Annotated in this window: 21 protein-coding genes; 7 read left to right on the top strand and 14 right to left on the bottom strand. The window is 68.5% G+C overall.

Annotation, left to right across the window (positions count from 1 at the left end):
* Window positions 1-128: 128 nt before the first annotated feature.
* Together ACWGID_RS23800 and ACWGID_RS23795 are read right to left on the bottom strand one after the other, a co-directional pair.
* Window positions 129-473, bottom strand: a complete 345-nt coding sequence (locus ACWGID_RS23800) for a VOC family protein (RefSeq protein WP_452199918.1) — start codon at window positions 471-473, stop codon at window positions 129-131.
* Window positions 474-483: 10 nt separating this feature from the next.
* The gene (locus tag ACWGID_RS23795; protein WP_452199916.1) at window positions 484-1314 is read right to left on the bottom strand and encodes a helix-turn-helix domain-containing protein; all 831 of its coding nucleotides are present in this window, start codon (window positions 1312-1314) and stop codon (window positions 484-486) included.
* A gap of 49 nt (window positions 1315-1363) precedes the next feature.
* On the opposite strand from ACWGID_RS23795, the gene ACWGID_RS23790 reads away from it, so the two are divergent.
* Window positions 1364-2188, top strand: a complete 825-nt coding sequence (locus ACWGID_RS23790; RefSeq protein WP_452199914.1) for an acyltransferase domain-containing protein — start codon at window positions 1364-1366, stop codon at window positions 2186-2188.
* Here ACWGID_RS23790 and ACWGID_RS23785 read toward each other — a convergent pair.
* From ACWGID_RS23785 to ACWGID_RS23775, 3 genes are all read right to left on the bottom strand, one after another.
* Window positions 2183-3376, bottom strand: coding sequence for a hypothetical protein (locus ACWGID_RS23785; RefSeq protein WP_452199912.1), 1194 nt, complete (start codon window positions 3374-3376; stop codon window positions 2183-2185). The genes ACWGID_RS23790 and ACWGID_RS23785 overlap by 6 nt on opposite strands.
* Before the next feature lie 99 nt (window positions 3377-3475).
* Window positions 3476-4105: a DedA family protein gene (locus tag ACWGID_RS23780; RefSeq protein WP_452199910.1), complete on the bottom strand. Its 630-nt coding sequence runs from the start codon at window positions 4103-4105 to the stop codon at window positions 3476-3478.
* Between the two features lie 99 nt (window positions 4106-4204).
* Window positions 4205-5389, bottom strand: a complete 1185-nt coding sequence (locus ACWGID_RS23775; RefSeq protein ID WP_452199909.1) for a cytochrome P450 family protein — start codon at window positions 5387-5389, stop codon at window positions 4205-4207.
* Between the two features lie 54 nt (window positions 5390-5443).
* Here ACWGID_RS23775 and ACWGID_RS23770 point away from each other — a divergent pair, with 54 nt between their 5' ends.
* Together ACWGID_RS23770 and ACWGID_RS23765 are read left to right on the top strand one after the other, a co-directional pair.
* Entirely contained in the window at window positions 5444-5770 is a 327-nt protein-coding gene (locus ACWGID_RS23770; protein WP_452199907.1) for an ArsR/SmtB family transcription factor, read from the top strand.
* The gene (locus tag ACWGID_RS23765) at window positions 5760-6179 is read left to right on the top strand and encodes an SRPBCC family protein (RefSeq protein ID WP_452199905.1); all 420 of its coding nucleotides are present in this window, start codon (window positions 5760-5762) and stop codon (window positions 6177-6179) included. The genes ACWGID_RS23770 and ACWGID_RS23765 overlap by 11 nt, the downstream gene beginning before the upstream one ends.
* Window positions 6180-6339: 160 nt before the next feature.
* Here the strand turns inward: ACWGID_RS23765 and ACWGID_RS23760 are convergent, their stop codons facing one another.
* Entirely contained in the window at window positions 6340-6516 is a 177-nt protein-coding gene (locus tag ACWGID_RS23760) for a DUF5302 domain-containing protein (protein ID WP_452199903.1), read from the bottom strand.
* A gap of 137 nt (window positions 6517-6653) precedes the next feature.
* On the opposite strand from ACWGID_RS23760, the gene ACWGID_RS23755 reads away from it, so the two are divergent.
* From ACWGID_RS23755 to ACWGID_RS23745, 3 genes are read left to right on the top strand one after another with little or no spacing between them, the layout of a single operon-like run.
* A complete protein-coding gene (locus ACWGID_RS23755; RefSeq protein ID WP_452199901.1) occupies window positions 6654-7304 on the top strand; it encodes a LysE family translocator in 651 nt (216 codons plus the stop codon).
* A gap of 33 nt (window positions 7305-7337) precedes the next feature.
* Window positions 7338-8018: a hypothetical protein gene (locus ACWGID_RS23750; protein WP_452199899.1), complete on the top strand. Its 681-nt coding sequence runs from the start codon at window positions 7338-7340 to the stop codon at window positions 8016-8018.
* Window positions 8019-8027: 9 nt separating this feature from the next.
* A complete protein-coding gene (locus tag ACWGID_RS23745) occupies window positions 8028-8921 on the top strand; it encodes an aminoglycoside phosphotransferase family protein (RefSeq protein ID WP_452199897.1) in 894 nt (297 codons plus the stop codon).
* Here ACWGID_RS23745 and ACWGID_RS23740 read toward each other — a convergent pair.
* The 5 genes from ACWGID_RS23740 to ACWGID_RS23720 form a co-directional block, all read right to left on the bottom strand.
* Window positions 8869-9087, bottom strand: a complete 219-nt coding sequence (locus ACWGID_RS23740; RefSeq protein ID WP_452199922.1) for a hypothetical protein — start codon at window positions 9085-9087, stop codon at window positions 8869-8871. The genes ACWGID_RS23745 and ACWGID_RS23740 overlap by 53 nt on opposite strands.
* 11 nt (window positions 9088-9098) lie before the next feature.
* Window positions 9099-9833, bottom strand: coding sequence for a class I SAM-dependent methyltransferase (locus ACWGID_RS23735; protein ID WP_452199895.1), 735 nt, complete (start codon window positions 9831-9833; stop codon window positions 9099-9101).
* A gap of 152 nt (window positions 9834-9985) precedes the next feature.
* On the bottom strand, window positions 9986-10768 hold the full coding sequence (locus ACWGID_RS23730) for an ABC transporter permease (protein ID WP_452199893.1): 783 nt from the start codon (window positions 10766-10768) through the stop codon (window positions 9986-9988).
* Window positions 10765-11520 carry an ABC-2 family transporter protein gene (locus ACWGID_RS23725; protein WP_452199891.1) on the bottom strand — a complete coding sequence of 252 codons (756 nt, stop codon included), beginning with the start codon at window positions 11518-11520 and terminating at the stop codon, window positions 10765-10767. Before ACWGID_RS23725 ends, ACWGID_RS23730 begins: the two co-directional genes overlap by 4 nt.
* Window positions 11517-12485 carry an ABC transporter ATP-binding protein gene (locus ACWGID_RS23720; RefSeq protein ID WP_452199889.1) on the bottom strand — a complete coding sequence of 323 codons (969 nt, stop codon included), beginning with the start codon at window positions 12483-12485 and terminating at the stop codon, window positions 11517-11519. The genes ACWGID_RS23725 and ACWGID_RS23720 overlap by 4 nt, the downstream gene beginning before the upstream one ends.
* Window positions 12486-12547: 62 nt before the next feature.
* On the opposite strand from ACWGID_RS23720, the gene ACWGID_RS23715 reads away from it, so the two are divergent.
* The gene (locus tag ACWGID_RS23715; protein WP_452199887.1) at window positions 12548-13531 is read left to right on the top strand and encodes a helix-turn-helix transcriptional regulator; all 984 of its coding nucleotides are present in this window, start codon (window positions 12548-12550) and stop codon (window positions 13529-13531) included.
* On the opposite strand, the gene ACWGID_RS23710 is transcribed toward ACWGID_RS23715, so the two are convergent.
* The 3 genes from ACWGID_RS23710 to ychF are packed head-to-tail and all read right to left on the bottom strand — an operon-like array spanning window position 13519 to window position 15558.
* Window positions 13519-13782 carry a hypothetical protein gene (locus ACWGID_RS23710; RefSeq protein ID WP_452199885.1) on the bottom strand — a complete coding sequence of 88 codons (264 nt, stop codon included), beginning with the start codon at window positions 13780-13782 and terminating at the stop codon, window positions 13519-13521. The two genes, ACWGID_RS23715 and ACWGID_RS23710, sit on opposite strands and share 13 nt — an antisense overlap.
* Window positions 13783-13839: 57 nt before the next feature.
* Window positions 13840-14466 (bottom strand): DUF3885 domain-containing protein, encoded by a 627-nt coding sequence (locus ACWGID_RS23705; RefSeq protein WP_452199883.1) that lies wholly within the window; start codon window positions 14464-14466, stop codon window positions 13840-13842.
* A gap of 15 nt (window positions 14467-14481) precedes the next feature.
* Window positions 14482-15558, bottom strand: a complete 1077-nt coding sequence (gene ychF, locus ACWGID_RS23700; protein ID WP_452199881.1) for a redox-regulated ATPase YchF — start codon at window positions 15556-15558, stop codon at window positions 14482-14484.
* Between the last annotated feature and the right edge of the window lie 16 nt (window positions 15559-15574).

Genomic DNA, 15574 nt, shown 5'->3' with positions numbered 1-15574 from the left:
TCTCGCCCCCCCCCCCCCCGGGGGGGGGGGGGGGGGGGCCCCCCCCCCCCCCCCCCCCCCCCGCCCCCCCCCCCCCCCCCCCCCCCGGGGGCGGGCCGCGGGGGGGGGCGGGGAGGTTGGTGAGTGGCTCAGGTCCGCAGGCCGATGAGCACGCCTTCGGTGTCGCGGACGTAGCAGAGCTGCCCGATGCCCGGCAGCTCCTGTACGTCGCCGACCTGCTGACCGCCGGCGCCACGGACGGCGGTCAGCGTCGCCTCGAGGTCGTCGACCTCGATCCAGGCGATCGTCGGCTGCGACTGGTACCGGCTGCTCATGATCGCGCCGTCAATCCCCTCTCCCGACCCGGTCGCGGCGAGCAGGTACCCGTCCGGCATCGGCGCCGGCGTCACCTGCCAGCCTAAGGCCTTGGTGTAGAACTCGGTGGCCCGGTCGTGGTCCTCGGCAACTATCTCGACATGAACGATGCGTCCCATGTCTCGATGATCAGCCGTCGACCGGCGGTTCGTCTTGGACGGATCTTCCATGCATCAACGCGGCGATCCCGTTCTCGACGGCGCGGAACGACGTCGCGCTCACCCCCGTGAACCGCTTGAAGTCCCGCGCGGCATGCGCCTGGTCGTAGTACCCGTGCAACGCCGACAACGTCGCCGCCGCGTCCGCCGGTCCATCGAGCAGCCCGCCGACGAAGTGGAAGTAGCGAACGATCTCGGCGTACTGCTTCGGCCCGATCCCCAGGCTCCGCCGGAACACCCGGTACAACGTGCTGTACGACGTCCCGCACCGCCGCACCACATCGGCCACGGCCACCTGCCCCCGCAACGCGTCGATCGCCCGCACCGCCTCGACCACCACCGGCTGCACGTCGAAGCCGACCAACCGCCCCGCCAGAAACCCAGCCAACCGCTCAGCCCGCCCTGCGCCGAACTCCTCCGCCCGGAGCTCTCCGACCAGCCCCGCGAGGTCCGCCCCGACCCACTCCCGCATCGGCAGCACCTCGTCCACCAACCCCGGCAGCCCGAACGCCGCGAGCCCCCACGGCAAGAACTCCACGCCCGCGTAGATCGACGTACCGCCCTGTGCGAGCACCTGCGGCCGCGTCATGATCCCGAACACCGACGCCACATTCGGCCACTCGCCCCGCGTCACCGGATCATGCCGCGTCCCCGCATCTCCCAACGCCACCGCCAGCCCCGGCCGCCCGTTCGGAATCAGGATCTCCCGCCGAACCTCCGCCAGCGCCCCGGAATCGACCAACCACACATGGTCGATCACGTGCCGAAGCTCGTCCGGCGGCGAGAAGCGCTGGTAGCCCACGGTTGAGATCGTAAGTCTGTGGCCGGGCCGAATCGGTTAACGTTGACGAGTGACGACTGCCGAGGAGTACCGCCTGCTGGGGTTTGCCGACGTCGATCGGGAGGCTGCTGAGGCGTTCGCGCCGGATCAGGTGGCGGTGAAGGATCTCGCCGACCAGATCCGGGGCGCGATCGGCAAGCTCGGGAGCGAGCCGGAGTTCCGGATGCCGGAGGATCCGCGGAACTCGATCCAGGCGTTCCTGGACACCGTGCCGGACATCCGCCGGTACCACGCGGAGCGCGGGATCCCGGACGACATCAGCTGGGCGACGCTCGCCGACCTCGGGCAGCAGATCAAGGTGAACCGGCGGACCCACGGCGACTACGGCCTGGAGACGCACTGGTGGATGACGATCCACTGGACCGGTCAGATCTACGCGCTCGGCCGCCTGCAGTACCTGCTGCACCAGGTCCCGGCCGACAAGCCGGTCCCGGGCACCGAGCCGGGCGAGTGGATCATCGGCGTCCACATCCCGGAGACCGGTTCGCTCACGCCCGAGCTGGTCGACGAGAGCCTCCAGCAGGCCCGCGAGTTCTTCCCGCGGTACTTCCCGGAGTACCCCGTGCAGACCGCGAACCTGTGGTCCTGGCTGATCGACCCGTACCTGCTCGACAACCTCCCGCAGGAGTCGAACATGGTGCGGTTCGGTCGCCGCTTCACGCCGTACGGGACGGCGAACGACAGCCAGGACAGCGCGATCTTCTTCACGTTCCGCACCCACGGACTCGAGCGCCTCGACGAGCTCCCGCAGGACACCCGCCTGCAGCGCCTCGTGGTCGGCCGGATCAAGGACGGCGGCACCTGGCAGAGCGCGTACGGCTACCTGAAGCTATGACGGCCGGTTCCGCCCACTCGGTGCGCCGTACTTCGTCAGCCAGCTCGCCAGCTCCATGTTCGACACACACCGTACGTCGGGCTGCCTGCACGTCTGCGTGACGAACTGGGTGAGCGCGTCGGAATACACGCTGTTGTTCCACCGGTTGAAGTGGTTGCCGAGGAACAGCGGCGGGTTGCCGCTCCCCCGCGACTTCGCGAGCGCCTGCTGGTAGGTCGCGATTACCTGCGCCTTCAGGGCGGGTGCCTGCGCGAGCGGCGCCTTGCGGGCCTGGGTCTGCGCGAACCACAAGTTGTAGTCCATCGTCAGCGTCTTCTTCGCGGTACCGGCCAGCGTGACCGACTCGAGCGGGAAGTCCCACAGGCCGTTCTGCCTCTTCGGCCAGGCGATGTAGCCGGGCGCGGAGGCGTCGTACAGCATGCCGCGCTGGACCATCGCCTGCCGGTACGCGGGCCGGTTGCCCTCCAGGCACGGCGTCCGCATGCCCTTCACGGTCGCGGGGTCGAACGGTGGCGCGACGGTCTTGCCGGCCGCGAGGGACGGCCCGGTCCGCACCATCCGGTCGAACGCGCTCAGCTCGGCGGTCCACTGCGCCGTCGTCCACCGTCCGATGCCGGTCGTACCGCAGAAGTGCCCGTTCGCGTGGGTGCCGATCTCGTGACCCTCGGCGATCGCCTGTCGCAGGACCGTGGTCCGGCCGAGCACGTTCGCGGTGTCGCCCCACCCGATATCCGACGCGCCCGGTTTCTTGTACGGCGGTTTGTAGTCGTCGCGGTGATCGCCGGGGTAGAGGTACGGACCGGAGAGGAAGAACGTCATCCGGGCGTTGACCTGCTTCGCGACCGCCCGCCAGTGCGCCCAGAGCGCGAGGTCGCCGGCGCCGTCGAAGGAGACGACCACGAACAGTGGCGGCTTCCCGTTCGGCAGCCGGCCCGGGAAGCTCCGGGTCACCGGCGCGGCGGCGAGCAGGTTGCCCGCGGCGGGCTTCGACGGGGGCACTGAGGGAGTCGGCGTCGGCTTCGTCGCCGGAGTGCTGGGTTTCGGCGTGGTCGCCGGACTGCTCGGCGTCGGTTTGGTGCTGGGCTTCGGCGTCGGTTTCGTGGTCGTCTTGCCCGCCGACGGTGCGCCTTCCAGCGGTACGTCGGCACACCCGGCAGCGACCGCCGCGATCACCAGCGCGACGCCCATGAGGTTCACCCCAGGCCTCACCACCTGTCTACTGACGCACGTCCGCCCGGAAATGTTGGTCCGGGACACGCGTCAACGGCGAAACCCAGGCAGGGATCGTTAAGCGCTCGTGATCTTCGCCGCGCGGCGCTTCACCGCGATCCGGCGGGTCGTCTCGACCACCAGCCCGATCACCCCGGCCAGGCTCAGACTGAACGCGAGCGCCTTCAGCTGGTCGTGCGCGAACGCGTCACCACCGAGGTACCCGAGCAGAGCGACGTACGTGTAAGCCACGGTGACGCCGGCGAAGGTGAAGACGATGAACTTCTTGAACGAGTACCGCGTCGCGCCCGCCGTCAACGTCGCGACCATCCGGGCCCCAGGGATGTAACGCACCGTCATCAGGATCAGCCCGCCGCGGGAGTGCAATGCGGCGGCGACCCGTTCGTAGACCTGCTGGCGGCGTTCCTGCCGCTTCATCCAGCGGTGCAGCGCCGGGCCGGAGCCGCGGCCCATGAAGTAACAGACCGATTCGCCGATCACCGATCCCGCCATCGCGACCGCGATCACGAGCAGCAGGTTCTGGTGGCCGGCGGCGGCTGCCATGCCGGCAGTGACGACCATGCCCTCGCTGGGCACGACCGGGAACACCGCGTCGACCGCCGCGGCGATGAACAGCACCAGCAGCAGCCAGTGCGAGGCCATCGCGAAGTTCAGCAGGTGTCGCGCGGCCTCCATCGACTCTGTCACCCGGACAGAATGACATCCCTGGTCAAGCGGGCTGCAATCCCATCGATGTGATTCAGCAGCGGTTCATCCGATGTTCAGGCGCGCCCGCGCGCGGCGTGGTCAGAGCCGTACGGGGAGTTCCCGGATCGCGTTCATCAGCAGGCTCGGGTGCCGCGGCGGATCCTGGTCCGGCTCGGCGAGCCGGAGGTTCGGGAAGCGCTCGAACAGCATGCCGAGCGCGATCCGGCCCTCCAGCCGAGCCAGCGGCGCGCCGAGGCAGTGGTGAATGCCGTGCCCGAACGCCAGGTGCGCGGTGTCGGCCCGGGTGATGTCGAGCTCGTCCGCGCGATCGACCTTGCGGGCGTCGCGGTTCGCGGGGAGGAGCGCGAAGACGATCACCTCACCGGCCTCGATCCGGCCCGTGGCGAGGTCGATCGGCGCCTGCGCGACGTACGGGATCGCGGCCTGCAGCGGACCGTCGTACCTGAGCAGTTCCTCGACTGCCGCGGGCAGCCGCTCGGGCTCCGCGGTCAGCAGCGCGAGCTGGTCCGGATGCCGAAGTAGAGCGTGTACTCCGTTCGTGATCAGGCTGACCGTGGTCTCGTGCCCGGCGGCGAGCAACAGGAAGATCATCGAGGTCAGCTCGTCCTCGCTCAGCCGGTCGCCACCGTCCTGCGCCAGGATCAGGCCGGACAGCAGGTCGTCGGCCGGCGCCGCCCGCTTGGTCGCGATCAGCTCGTGCACGAAGTCGAGCATCAGCGTGGTCGCCTCGATGTACTCCTCGGCGGTGTACACGGTCGCGTTCACGAACACGGTCGACCAGCGGCGGAACTCCTCGCGCCGGACCGCGGGGATGCCGATCAGCTCGCAGATCACGGTGATCGGCAGCGGGTAGCTGTACGCGTTCACCAGGTCGATGCGGTCTCCCCCCGCAGCCGCCATCTCGTCGAGGAGCTCAGCGGCGATCTCGCGGATCCGGGGCTCCAGCGCGTCGATCCGGCGCCGGGTGAAGGCGGCCGTGACCAGCTTGCGCAGCCGGGTGTGATCCGGCGGGTTCGCGCCCAGCATGTGCTGCTCGGTCCGGTAGATCAGGTCGTCCATCACCGAGTCCCGGTGCGGGCCGTCCATCGGCGAGCGCACCACGTCCGGATGGGCGAGCAGCTCGCGCGTCTCGGCGTACCCGGTGACGAGGCAGACGGGGACGCCGGTGAACAACGTCAGGCGCTGCAACGGGCCGCCGGCGGCGAGGGCCGCGAAGCCGTCGTGGCGGGCGATTCCACTGGTCTCGATGAACGGCTGCGTCATGTCGGCCAGCGTACGGACTTGACAGGACACTTCACCAGTTGGTGAAGTGTCCTCGTGCTGACCGGACTGCCGAAAACCTTCGGCGCGCTCGCGGACCCGACCCGGCTGGCGATCGTCGGCCGGCTCAGCCGCGGCGACGCGACCATGGGCGAGCTCGCCGAGCCGCACCGGATCACGCCGCCGGCGATGACCAAACACGTCCGCGTGCTGGTGGACGCGGGGCTGGTGAATCGGCGGCGCGTCGGGCGGACCGTGGTGTGCACGCTCAGGCCGGAGGCGTTCGCCGAGGTGGAGCAGTGGCTCGGCGACCTCACGTCGTACTGGAACAGCACCGTCGACCGGTTGGAAGAACTGTTGCGAGGGGACGCCGATGAACACTGAGATCCGGATCGAAAGAGTGCTGCCGGCAACGATCGGCCGGGTGTACGACGCCTGGACGCGCGCCGACCTGCTGGTCCAGTGGTACTGCCCGAACCCGGACCTGGAACTGAAGGTCGAGGCCGAGGTCCGGGTCGGCGGGGACTACGTCGTGTGGATGGGCCCGCATGTCGTGCGCGGGACCTACCTGGAGGTGGACCCGCCGCGGCGGCTGGTGTTCAGCTGGAAGTGGGACGGGACCGACGACGATCCGACCCGGGTCGAGGTCGAGTTGTCCGAGGTCGCGGACGGCACCCGGATGCTGCTCAGCCACACCGGCTTCGCAAACGCCGAAGACGCCGCCAACCACCGGCAGGGCTGGGAGCCCGAGCTGGGCCGGCTAGCCGGGCTGCTCGAGCCGGTCACGCAGTAACACTGGTCGTTACCTCGGACACCCGATGGGGACCGTAGACAGGCTATTGCCTGTCCGAACCCCCCGGAGGGTGTCCGCGGCCCCGAGAAACTGCCCGGGAAAAGGTCGAGCCCCGGGCGGCAACCCGGGGCTCATGCGGATGGATGGACAGTGGCGGTTGTCAGCTGCCGGACTTGCGCCGGAACTGGCGCTTCTGCTTGTCGTTGTGCGCTTCGCCAACGCCCTGGCCACGGACCCCGTTGCCGGGGTGGTCGTGGTTTCCGGCGTTCTTCTTCTCGAGCGCTTCCCGGAACTTCTTCTGCAGATCGTCCGCCGGCGTGCTGGACTTGTCGCTCATACCGTCTCCTTCACAAACCGTCAGGCGTACGCCTCCACGCTAACCGAGGGTGAGTACAACCCGCGAGTGGAATTCCGCCGATCTCAGCATCGGAAACCCCCGGCGACACTCCCGGGACCGCTGTTAGGTTCGGCTCCATGGTGGTCAGCAACGAGGCGCTCCTCGGTATCGCACTGGTCGAACTCGGTCTGGTGATCGTCCCCGGACCGAACATGATCTACCTGATCTCACGCTCGATCGCGCAGGGCCGTCGCGCGGGGCTGATCTCGCTCGCCGGGGTCGGCGTCGGGTTCGGTATCTACTTGCTCGCGGCAAGCGCCGGTCTAGCGACACTCTTCGCGCTCGTCCCCGAGATCTACGTGACGCTCAAGCTCGCCGGAGCGGCGTACCTGCTGTGGCTGGCGTGGAACGCGCTCCGTCCCGGCGGCTCGTCGGTCTTCGCCACGCAGGAACTCGAACCGGACCGGCCACGGAAACTGTTCGGTATGGGTCTGCTGACCTGCCTGCTGAACCCGAAGATCGCGATCCTGTACATCTCGCTGCTCCCCCAGTTCCTCGACCCGTCCCGCGGCCGTCTCGGCCTGCAGAGCCTGATCCTCGGCCTCGGCCAACTCACCGTCGGCGTCGTGATGAACGCGGTCTTCGTGATCACCGCCGGCTCGGTCGCGGTGTTCCTCGCCCGCCGCCCGACCTGGATGCGGATCCATCGCTACCTGACCGGTACGGCGCTCGCGGTCTTCGCGATCCGCCTGGCCACGGACCGCGCCCGCCCACTCGCGACGCACTGAAACTGTCGGATCCGGTGATTACCGTTGCCCGGAATGAACGACTTCATTACCTCGTCCCTGGACCGGTTGGCCGTTTGGAACCACGGTGCGGTTGCGACCCTGGTCCGGGAGCGGGGCCTGCCCGCGATCACCCCTGAGTATCTGCTCGACACGTTGGACTGGCAGGCTGCCGAGGACGCGACGCGGGCGCTGACCGAGCACTTCGCGTCGGCCCGGTTCGCCGGCGAGGTGGAGTACGGCGTACTGCTGGTCCCTGATCCTGAGCGGCTAGACACTCGGCGACCGCTGCCGGGCGAGGTGCGGCCGACGCCTTCGCCTGATGTGTTCGACGAGCGCCTGCCGGCCGGGATCCCGCTGCCCGGTGGTCGCTCGTGGCAGTTGGTGGCGAGCGTGGTCGGGGCGTACGGGCCGTCGCTGGGCAGCTACAACGACGTGATCGCCGCGGATGAGTTTGTGGTGAACGGGCAGGACACCCGGCAGTGGATGACCCGGCAGGTGTGGGGTGCGCGGGTGCTGCAGTGTGGCGCGACGCCGCCGGATAGCGAGGACAACGAGCGGTGGACGTTCACGCTCTTTCCGGGTGAGGATCTGGTCGACGGGCAGGCCGAGTCCGGGACCGTACTGAAGGGCAAGGTCCGCTTCCGGCTCGGCAAACCGGACCGCGGCATCGGGTCGGCGCGGGTGGCGCCCGCGCTGCTGATTGACGTGAAGTAGGTTCTGCGGATGGTCATGCACGAGGGGCAACTCCAGGTCACGACCGAGCACGTGGCCAACCTGGTCCGAGAGCAGTTCCCGGACTGGAGCCAGCTGCGGATCCGCGAGGTGACCTCGCACGGGACGGTCAACGCGCTGTTCCGGATCGGCGACGAGTTGGTGGCCCGGTTCGCGATCCTGCCGGGCGACGCGGACGAGCTGCGACGGGAGCTCGAGGACGAGGCCGACGCGGCGCGACGGTTGCGCGCAATGTCGCCGTACCCGACGCCGGAGCCGATCGCGATCGGTGCACCGGGGCTGGACTATCCGCTGCCGTGGAGTGTGTACAGCTGGGTCGACGGGACCATCGCGTACGACGCCGACGTGGCCGGCTCACTCGCCTTCGCGGAGGATCTGGCGCGGTTCGTGCTGGCGCTGCGCGCGCAGCCGACTGAGGGGCGGGTGTTCACCGGGTCGTGGCGTGGCGGGCTGGTGACGTCGCAGGACCCTTATGTCGCGGAGGGTCTGGAGCGCAGTCGCGGGATGATCGACGTGGACGCGCTCGCGCGGTTGTGGGCCGACCTGCGTACGACGCCGCGCACCGAACCGGACGCGTGGACCCACCGCGACCTGATGCCCGGCAACCTGCTCGTCAAGAACGGCCGTCTCGCCGGCGTGATCGACGTCGGCACCTTCACCGTCTCCGACCCCGCGATGGACCTCCAGCCTGCGTGGAACCTCCTCGACCCGACTGCACGTTCCGCGTTCCGTACGGCGCTCGGCAGCGACGACGCCGAGTGGCGCCGCGGCATGGCCTGGTCGTTCGCCCAGGCCATCGGCTGCCTCTGGTACTACGTCGAAACCAACCCGGTCATGTCCCGCACGGCCCACCACACCCTGACCGCACTGCTGAAAGCTTCCTAGCCCTTCCGCAACTCACGGCCTTCCGTCGGCTCACCGGCGCATTGCGTCGGCTCACGGGCGTGTTGCGTCCGCTCACGGGCGTGTTGCGTCCGCTCACGGACATGTTGCGTCCGCTCACGGACATGTTGCGTCCGCTCACGGACATGTTGCGTCCGCTCACGGACATGTTGCGTCGGCTCACGGTTTTCTGGCGACGAACACGAACTCCATGCCTGGTCGATCCGGCGCCTCGCGCACCTCATCCACCACGAACCCGGCCGACACCAACGACTGCTCGACCTCGTCCCGCTCGCGGAACCGCAAGGTCGAGTCCGAGGTCAGCACCGCCCCGTCGGACGAGAACACGTAGTTCGCCCGGAACGACACGAACGGCAGGTCGACGCCGGTCAACTCGCTCCAGCACTCGACGGTCCCACCACCGTCGGCCGGGACAACCTGCCCCGTCTTCTCCCGCGACCAGTCCGCCCATTCCTCCCAGATCCGCCGCGCCGGATCCCGCGTCTCGAACACGAACCGCCCACCGCCGACCAGCGCCCTATGCACCCCACGCACCGTCGCGGCCCAGTCCTCGTCGGTCAGAAACACCTGCGCGACGTTCCCCGTCATCACCGCCAGCTCAACGTCCAGCTCCGGCAGCGTCGTGGCATCACCGTGGATCCACCGCACCCGCTCCGCAAACTCCTTGCCCCGAGCAACCTCCAGCGAAGCCTCCGCCGGGTCCACCCCCACGACGTCCACGCCCTGCCCCGCGAGCAAACAGGCCAACTCGCCCGTCCCACAGCCCACGTCCAACACCCGCCGTACCCCGAACTCCCCCACCATCGCCAGGTAATGCTCCAGATCCCCCCGCCCCGTCTCCATCACGTCATACAACGCCACCAACCGAGGCACCCCGAACAAGGCATCAACCATGCCCGCGACGCTAACCCGCCTGCCCCGATCCGGCGACCCCATTTCCGTACCGAACAACGGGACGTAGACATGTACGCACACGCCCGCGTACGCCCGACCAACCACCGCAAGACCAACGAACGCCACACCACTACCCGTTCTTCGGCACGGCCTCACGAGGTAGCCCCGCTATATCGCCGCACTCCCGCCCGCCAAGCCAGCACCGCCACCCCGGCCGCGCCGCCCGCCGCCGCGCATCCCGCAGCCAGAACGCCCAACTGCGGTCCACGCATCAAGGCCGTCGACGGGACGGAGGCGATCAGGGCCATGGGGAAGATGTAGGTGAGGATGATGCGGAGGGGGTGGGTGAAGACGTCGGTCGGGTAGCGGGCGAGTTGCCACGCCGAGTGGAAGAAGACGTCCAACTGGAGTTTGGGGGCCCAGAAAGCGAGGCAGGCCAGGAGAACGCTCAACGCCCAGGTGACCAGCAGGCCGGCGACTACCAGGATCAACCAGCTCGCCACGCAGGCGGGACCGGGCGGGTGGTCGGTGGAGGAGATGCCCCAGCTCAGGACGCCGATACCTAGCACGAACTGGATCAGCTGGAGGGGCGACGACAACGACAGGCTGGCGAGGAACAGGCTGGACGCCGGTTGCAGCAGGTAGGCGTCGAGCTTCCCGTCGCGGACGGTCTCGGGGAACCAGGACAGGTTCGGATCGATGAACGTGCCGCGCAAACCAGTGATGCATTGATACGTGCCGATCAGCACGAGGAACTCCGCCTTCGACCAGCCCACGAGGGTGTCGGCCCGGGTGAAGACGATCAGGACGGCGGCGATCGCCGTACCCAGGCCGATGAAGGCAAGCAGGATGTCGAACACCAGGTTGATGCGGAAGGCCATGCTGCGGCGCAGCGAGAGCGAGAAGCCCGCGGCGAGCAGACGGAGGGGTTTCACGAACCCACCGCCGTGTACCGACGTACGCCGGCTCTCCAAAGGACCGTGACGGCACCGATCAGCACGACGACCCAGATCAGCTGATAGGCGAGCGATCCGGCGGTTCGCGTACCCGCGGCGACCTCGGCCGGCAACCCGTTCATCCCATAGAACGGCAGCACCTCGGCGACCCGGCGCCAGCTGTTCGGGAGGAGCGCGATCGGCGCCGCCGTACCGCCGAAGAGGAAGATCAGCTGGCTCCCGAACCCCACCACGGCATGCACCCGATCGGTCCAGAACGCGGTCAACGACAGCAAGAACGTCCACAGGAACACCAGTACAGCGGCCAACGCGACGTACGGCGTACTCCGCACCACTGCCGACCAATCGAACCCGACATGCAGCGTGACCGTGGTGAGCACAACGATCGGCGCGCCGAGCAACGTCAGCCAAGCACGGATCGCGAGGTTCATCCCGACGACGCCGACCACCACCGGCTGCGGGCGGAGCAGTTCGTGGCTCAGCGTCCCGTTGTAGATCCGCTCGGACAACGTGTGCTGCTCGAACGACTCGGTCATCAGCGTCACCAGGATCACCGCGACGTAGTACCGCGCGATCGCCGGCTCGTCCGGGTACACCGCAGACCAGACGAACAACCCGACCAGCGGCGCCAACACCGCCTGCACCACCAGCGTCAGCAGGAACCACCAGGCACCGGACCACTCCAGCACCTCCTGGCGAAGCCTGAAACCCAGCAGTACGGCGGTTCTCATCGCAACCCCTCGCGGTACGCCTGGTCGATGACCTTCTCAAGCGGCGGCTCCTCCACCGCGAGATCCACGACCTCGAGCGCCTGCAGCAACCGCGCCGTCGTCCCCGCCACGTCGTCGCGCGGCACCCGCAGGACCCACTGCCCGTCGGCCTTCTCGACCACCTCACCGAACGAGGCGGGATCCCCATGCGTCGAGATCCGGATCAGCTTGTACGGCGACAATCGCGCGGACAGTTCGGCCAGCGGACCGTCGTACGCGACCTGGCCGTGGTCGATCAGGATCAGCCGCGGGCACAGGGACGCGACGTCGGCCATGTAGTGGCTGGTCAGGAGCACGGTCGCCCCGGTCTGGTCGACGTACCTGGCGACGAATTCGCGGATCTGGGTCGCTGCGGTGACGTCGAGGCCGATCGTCGGTTCGTCGAGGAACAGCACCTCAGGGCGGTAGATCAGCGCCATCGCGAGCCCGATCCGCATCCGCTCGCCGAGGCTGAGCGCACGGAGTTGCCGGTCGAGGAGCGGGCCGAGGTCGAGCAGCGCTTCGAGCTCGGCGAGGGTACGGCGGTACTCGGGGCACGGGACGTCGTACAGGAGCCGCTGGTATTCGAGCGAGTCCATCACGGTCAGCTCCTGCGAGCCGCCGACCGGCTGGCTGCCGCGGACGAACGCGATCCGTTTCAGGAACGCGGAGCGGCGCTGCCACGGGACCGAATCGAGTACGTCGACGCGGCCGCTGGTCGGGTGCAGGATCCCGGAGAGGATCTTCATCGTCGTGGTCTTGCCGGCGCCGTTCGGTCCGATGAAGCCGGCCACCTCGCCGCGGGCGATCGTGAACGTCACCTCGTCGAGCGCTTGGACCGTCTTGTACTCACGGCGTACCAGCGAACCCAGAGCGGCCCGCAGTCCTGTTTTGCGGACGGGGGCTTGGTAGGACATCGAGAGGTCTTCCACCTCGATCGCAGTCATGGCGCCGACCGTAGGAAGAAAAGACGACGGTTGATGGCTTATTTTGCTGAGATAGTTGGGGGATGCGCGCGGAACGGCTTCTTCGGCTTCTGCTGCAGCTGCAGACGCGCGGTCAGACGACGGTCGCGCAGCTTGCGGAGGCGCTTGATGTGTCGCCGCGTACGGTGCAGCGCGACCTCGAGGCGTTGAGTCTTGCCGGGGTCCCTGTCTATTCGGTTCGCGGTCGCGGCGGTGGGTGGGCGTTGCTGCCCGACTACCGAAGCCGGCTCACCGGTCTCACGCCGTCCGAGGTGATGTCGGTGTTCGTCGGCGCGACCGCGCATGTACTCGCGGACCTCGGACTCGACGCGTCCAGCGACCTCGCGGTCCAGAAGCTGATCGTTTCCCTCCCGGAGGGCACTCGCCGCGAAGCGGAGTACGCCCGGCAACGGCTCCTGATCGACCACGCCGGCTGGGACGACCACCGCGAAACCCCACGCTGGCTAGACCTCTGCCGCCAGGCCGTCTGGCAAGAACGCACCCTCGACATCGAGTACGGCGACCCCACGCCGCCCACCAGCACATCCACCGCCCCGCGCCGCGGGCCGTTCCCCGTCGAACCGCTCGGACTGGTCGCGAAGACCCGCACCTGGTACCTCGTCGCCGCCCGCACCGACGGTCGCCTCCGCACCTACCGCCTCTCGCGGATAACCTCGGCCGAGCTCACCACCCGCACGTTCACTCGGCCGCCCACCTTCGACCTGGCCGCCTACTGGGCCGAGTCCCAACAAGAGTTCAAGGCCCTCCGCCCGTCGTACCCCACAGTCCTCAAAGTTCGCGACCACGCCGTACGCCGCTTCCGCCCCACCACCCCGATGGTCCCCGCAGACAACGGCTGGTGGCTCCTCCACACCGACCTGGAAAACCCCAACGAAGCCTGCGCCGCAGTCCTAGCCCAAGCCGGCGCCGCCCAAGTCATCTCCCCACGCGAACTAGCCGAGGCAGTCCACAAAGCCGCCCAAACCGTCGCGGCAAAGCACAGTCCGCTCGAGGATCAGCCTCTGTAGGCGGCATGGATGTCGGTCCAGAGGTACCTGAGAGCCTCAGTCATCTCGGTCAGTCGATCCAGCTCGGCACGCTCGGACCCGACCGACAGATGAAGAAGCCGGTACGCCTCGGCATCCCAGGCCTCCGCCGCACCCGCGACCGCGCCGGCCAGCAGCGTCAGGTCGGCTCTGGGCCGATCGGCACGGAGCGCACGAAGGTAGTCGGCTTCAGCCCGCTCGTACGCGTCCTCGAACTCCTCAACCGCTGCCATCCCGTGCACCCTAGACGTTCAAGCGGAACTCCGGCCGCCGTGGCTGTCGGAGCGCGCCTACAAACCGTCCGCACGTTCCGACAGCCACTCGGCGAACCTGTCGTGCAGTGCGTCGCGCTCTACGCGGTCCGGGGCGACGACGTCCGCGCCCCCGTCGTACGGCGCATAGATCCAGCGCAGCCCTGGCCCGACGATGATCACGCTTGTCTCGCCGTTGGCGGTCGCGGTGAGCAGATGGCCGAGTTCGACGCGGGTGAGGCCGCTCTTGACCCAGAAGTAGCTCCAGGATTCCGTACCGTTCTCGTCGTACCACCGACGCCAAGGCCAGGCGCCGTGCAAGTGCCGTCGCGTCCAGCCGGTCGAGAGATCACGTGGCCCGTAGTCCTCGCCGATCGCCAGCAGTTGCTCGCTCGCCAGCCCGCCCGAGAGCGCCTCCAGTACGGCGTGATGCCGGCGCAGGATCTCCTCGTACTCCTGCGGCGAGTCCGCGTACCGCTTGCCACCCGGCAGGCTGTGGAACCGCACCCACTTGTCAGCGCCCCGGAGCAGGTACCCGACGGGCTCACTACCCGGCCAAGCCTGTTCCCAGGCGGCGGTCAACTCCCGGGCGCGGGCGCTGTCTTCGGGTGTCGTGAAATCACCCGTCAGTCCACGAACCCGCAACCAGGTTCGCTTCAGCGCCAACGGTCGCTGCTTCGCTCAGACGTTGAAGCGGAATTCGACTACGTCGCCGTCCTGCATCACGTAGTCCTTGCCTTCCATGCGGACTTTGCCGGCGGAGCGGGCGGCGGTCATGGTGCCGGCGTCCATCAGGTCGTTGTAGGAGACGATTTCGGCCTTGATGAAGCCGCGTTGGAAGTCGGTGTGGATGACGCCGGCGGCCTCGGGGGCGGTGGCGCCGCGCTTGATGGTCCAGGCGCGGGACTCCTTCGGGCCCGCGGTCAGGTACGTCTGCAGGCCGAGGGTGTCGAAGCCGACCCGGGCCAGTACGTCGAGGCCGGGTTCCTCGATGCCCATCTCGGTGAGCATCTCGCGGGCCTCGTCCTCGTCGCCGAGTTCGACCAGTTCGGCCTCGAACTTGGCGTCCAGGAAGATCGCCTCGGCGGGCGCGACCAGGTCCCGCATCTTCTGCTTCAGCTCTTCGTCGGCGAGCTCGTCGGCGTCGCAGTTGAAGACGTACAGGTACGGCTTCGCGGTCATCAGCATCAGTTCGCGGATCGCGTCGCGGTCGATGTCCGTGGCGATGATCGGCGTACCGGCCTCGAGGTGCTTCTGGGCCTCGCGGACCGCGTCCAGGACGGCGGCGCTCTCCTTCTTCAGCCGGGCTTCCTTCTCCAGCCGCGGGATCGCCTTCTCGACGGTCTGCAGGTCGGCAAGGATCAGCTCGGTCTGGATGGTGGAGATGTCGTCGGCCGGCGAGACCTTGCCGTCGACGTGGGTGACGTCGTCGTCGCGGAACACCCGGGTGACCTGGCAGATCGCGTCCGACTCGCGGATGTGGCTGAGGAACTTGTTCCCGAGGCCCTCACCCTCCGACGCGCCGCGGACGATGCCCGCGATGTCGACGAACTGGACGGTGGCGGGGATCACCTTCTGGGAGTCGAACAGCTCGGCCAGCTTGCCCAGCCGCGGGTCCGGGACACCGACGACCCCGACGTTCGGCTCGATGGTCGCGAACGGGTAGTTCGCGGCGAGCACGTCGTTCTTGGTCAGCGCGTTGAACAGGGTTGACTTGCCCGCGTTGGGGAGTCCGACGATTCCGATGGTGAGTGCCACGGGCGTCAAGGTTACG

It is taken from the genome of Kribbella sp. NPDC054772 (assembly GCF_053611945.1).
The sequence above is the reverse complement of the archived record's forward strand: the minus strand, read 5'-3'. Positions and strand labels throughout refer to the sequence as shown.

Bases quoted from the DNA above. Each gene is read 5' to 3' on its own strand.
- ACWGID_RS23800 (WP_452199918.1), bottom strand. From the start codon at position 473: ATGGGACGCATCGTTCATGTCGAGATAGTTGCCGAGGACCACGACCGG.
- ACWGID_RS23785 (WP_452199912.1), bottom strand. From the start codon at position 3,376: ATGGGCGTCGCGCTGGTGATCGCGGCGGTCGCTGCCGGGTGTGCCGAC.
- ACWGID_RS23775 (WP_452199909.1), bottom strand. From the start codon at position 5,389: ATGACGCAGCCGTTCATCGAGACCAGTGGAATCGCCCGCCACGACGGC.
- ACWGID_RS23765 (WP_452199905.1), top strand. From the start codon at position 5,760: ATGAACACTGAGATCCGGATCGAAAGAGTGCTGCCGGCAACGATCGGC.
- ACWGID_RS23760 (WP_452199903.1), bottom strand. From the start codon at position 6,516: ATGAGCGACAAGTCCAGCACGCCGGCGGACGATCTGCAGAAGAAGTTC.
- ACWGID_RS23755 (WP_452199901.1), top strand. From the start codon at position 6,654: ATGGTGGTCAGCAACGAGGCGCTCCTCGGTATCGCACTGGTCGAACTC.
- ACWGID_RS23750 (WP_452199899.1), top strand. From the start codon at position 7,338: ATGAACGACTTCATTACCTCGTCCCTGGACCGGTTGGCCGTTTGGAAC.
- ACWGID_RS23745 (WP_452199897.1), top strand. From the start codon at position 8,028: ATGGTCATGCACGAGGGGCAACTCCAGGTCACGACCGAGCACGTGGCC.
- ACWGID_RS23740 (WP_452199922.1), bottom strand. From the start codon at position 9,087: ATGTCCGTGAGCGGACGCAACATGTCCGTGAGCGGACGCAACATGTCC.
- ACWGID_RS23735 (WP_452199895.1), bottom strand. From the start codon at position 9,833: ATGGTTGATGCCTTGTTCGGGGTGCCTCGGTTGGTGGCGTTGTATGAC.
- ACWGID_RS23725 (WP_452199891.1), bottom strand. From the start codon at position 11,520: ATGAGAACCGCCGTACTGCTGGGTTTCAGGCTTCGCCAGGAGGTGCTG.
- ACWGID_RS23720 (WP_452199889.1), bottom strand. From the start codon at position 12,485: ATGACTGCGATCGAGGTGGAAGACCTCTCGATGTCCTACCAAGCCCCC.
- ACWGID_RS23715 (WP_452199887.1), top strand. From the start codon at position 12,548: ATGCGCGCGGAACGGCTTCTTCGGCTTCTGCTGCAGCTGCAGACGCGC.
- ACWGID_RS23710 (WP_452199885.1), bottom strand. From the start codon at position 13,782: ATGGCAGCGGTTGAGGAGTTCGAGGACGCGTACGAGCGGGCTGAAGCC.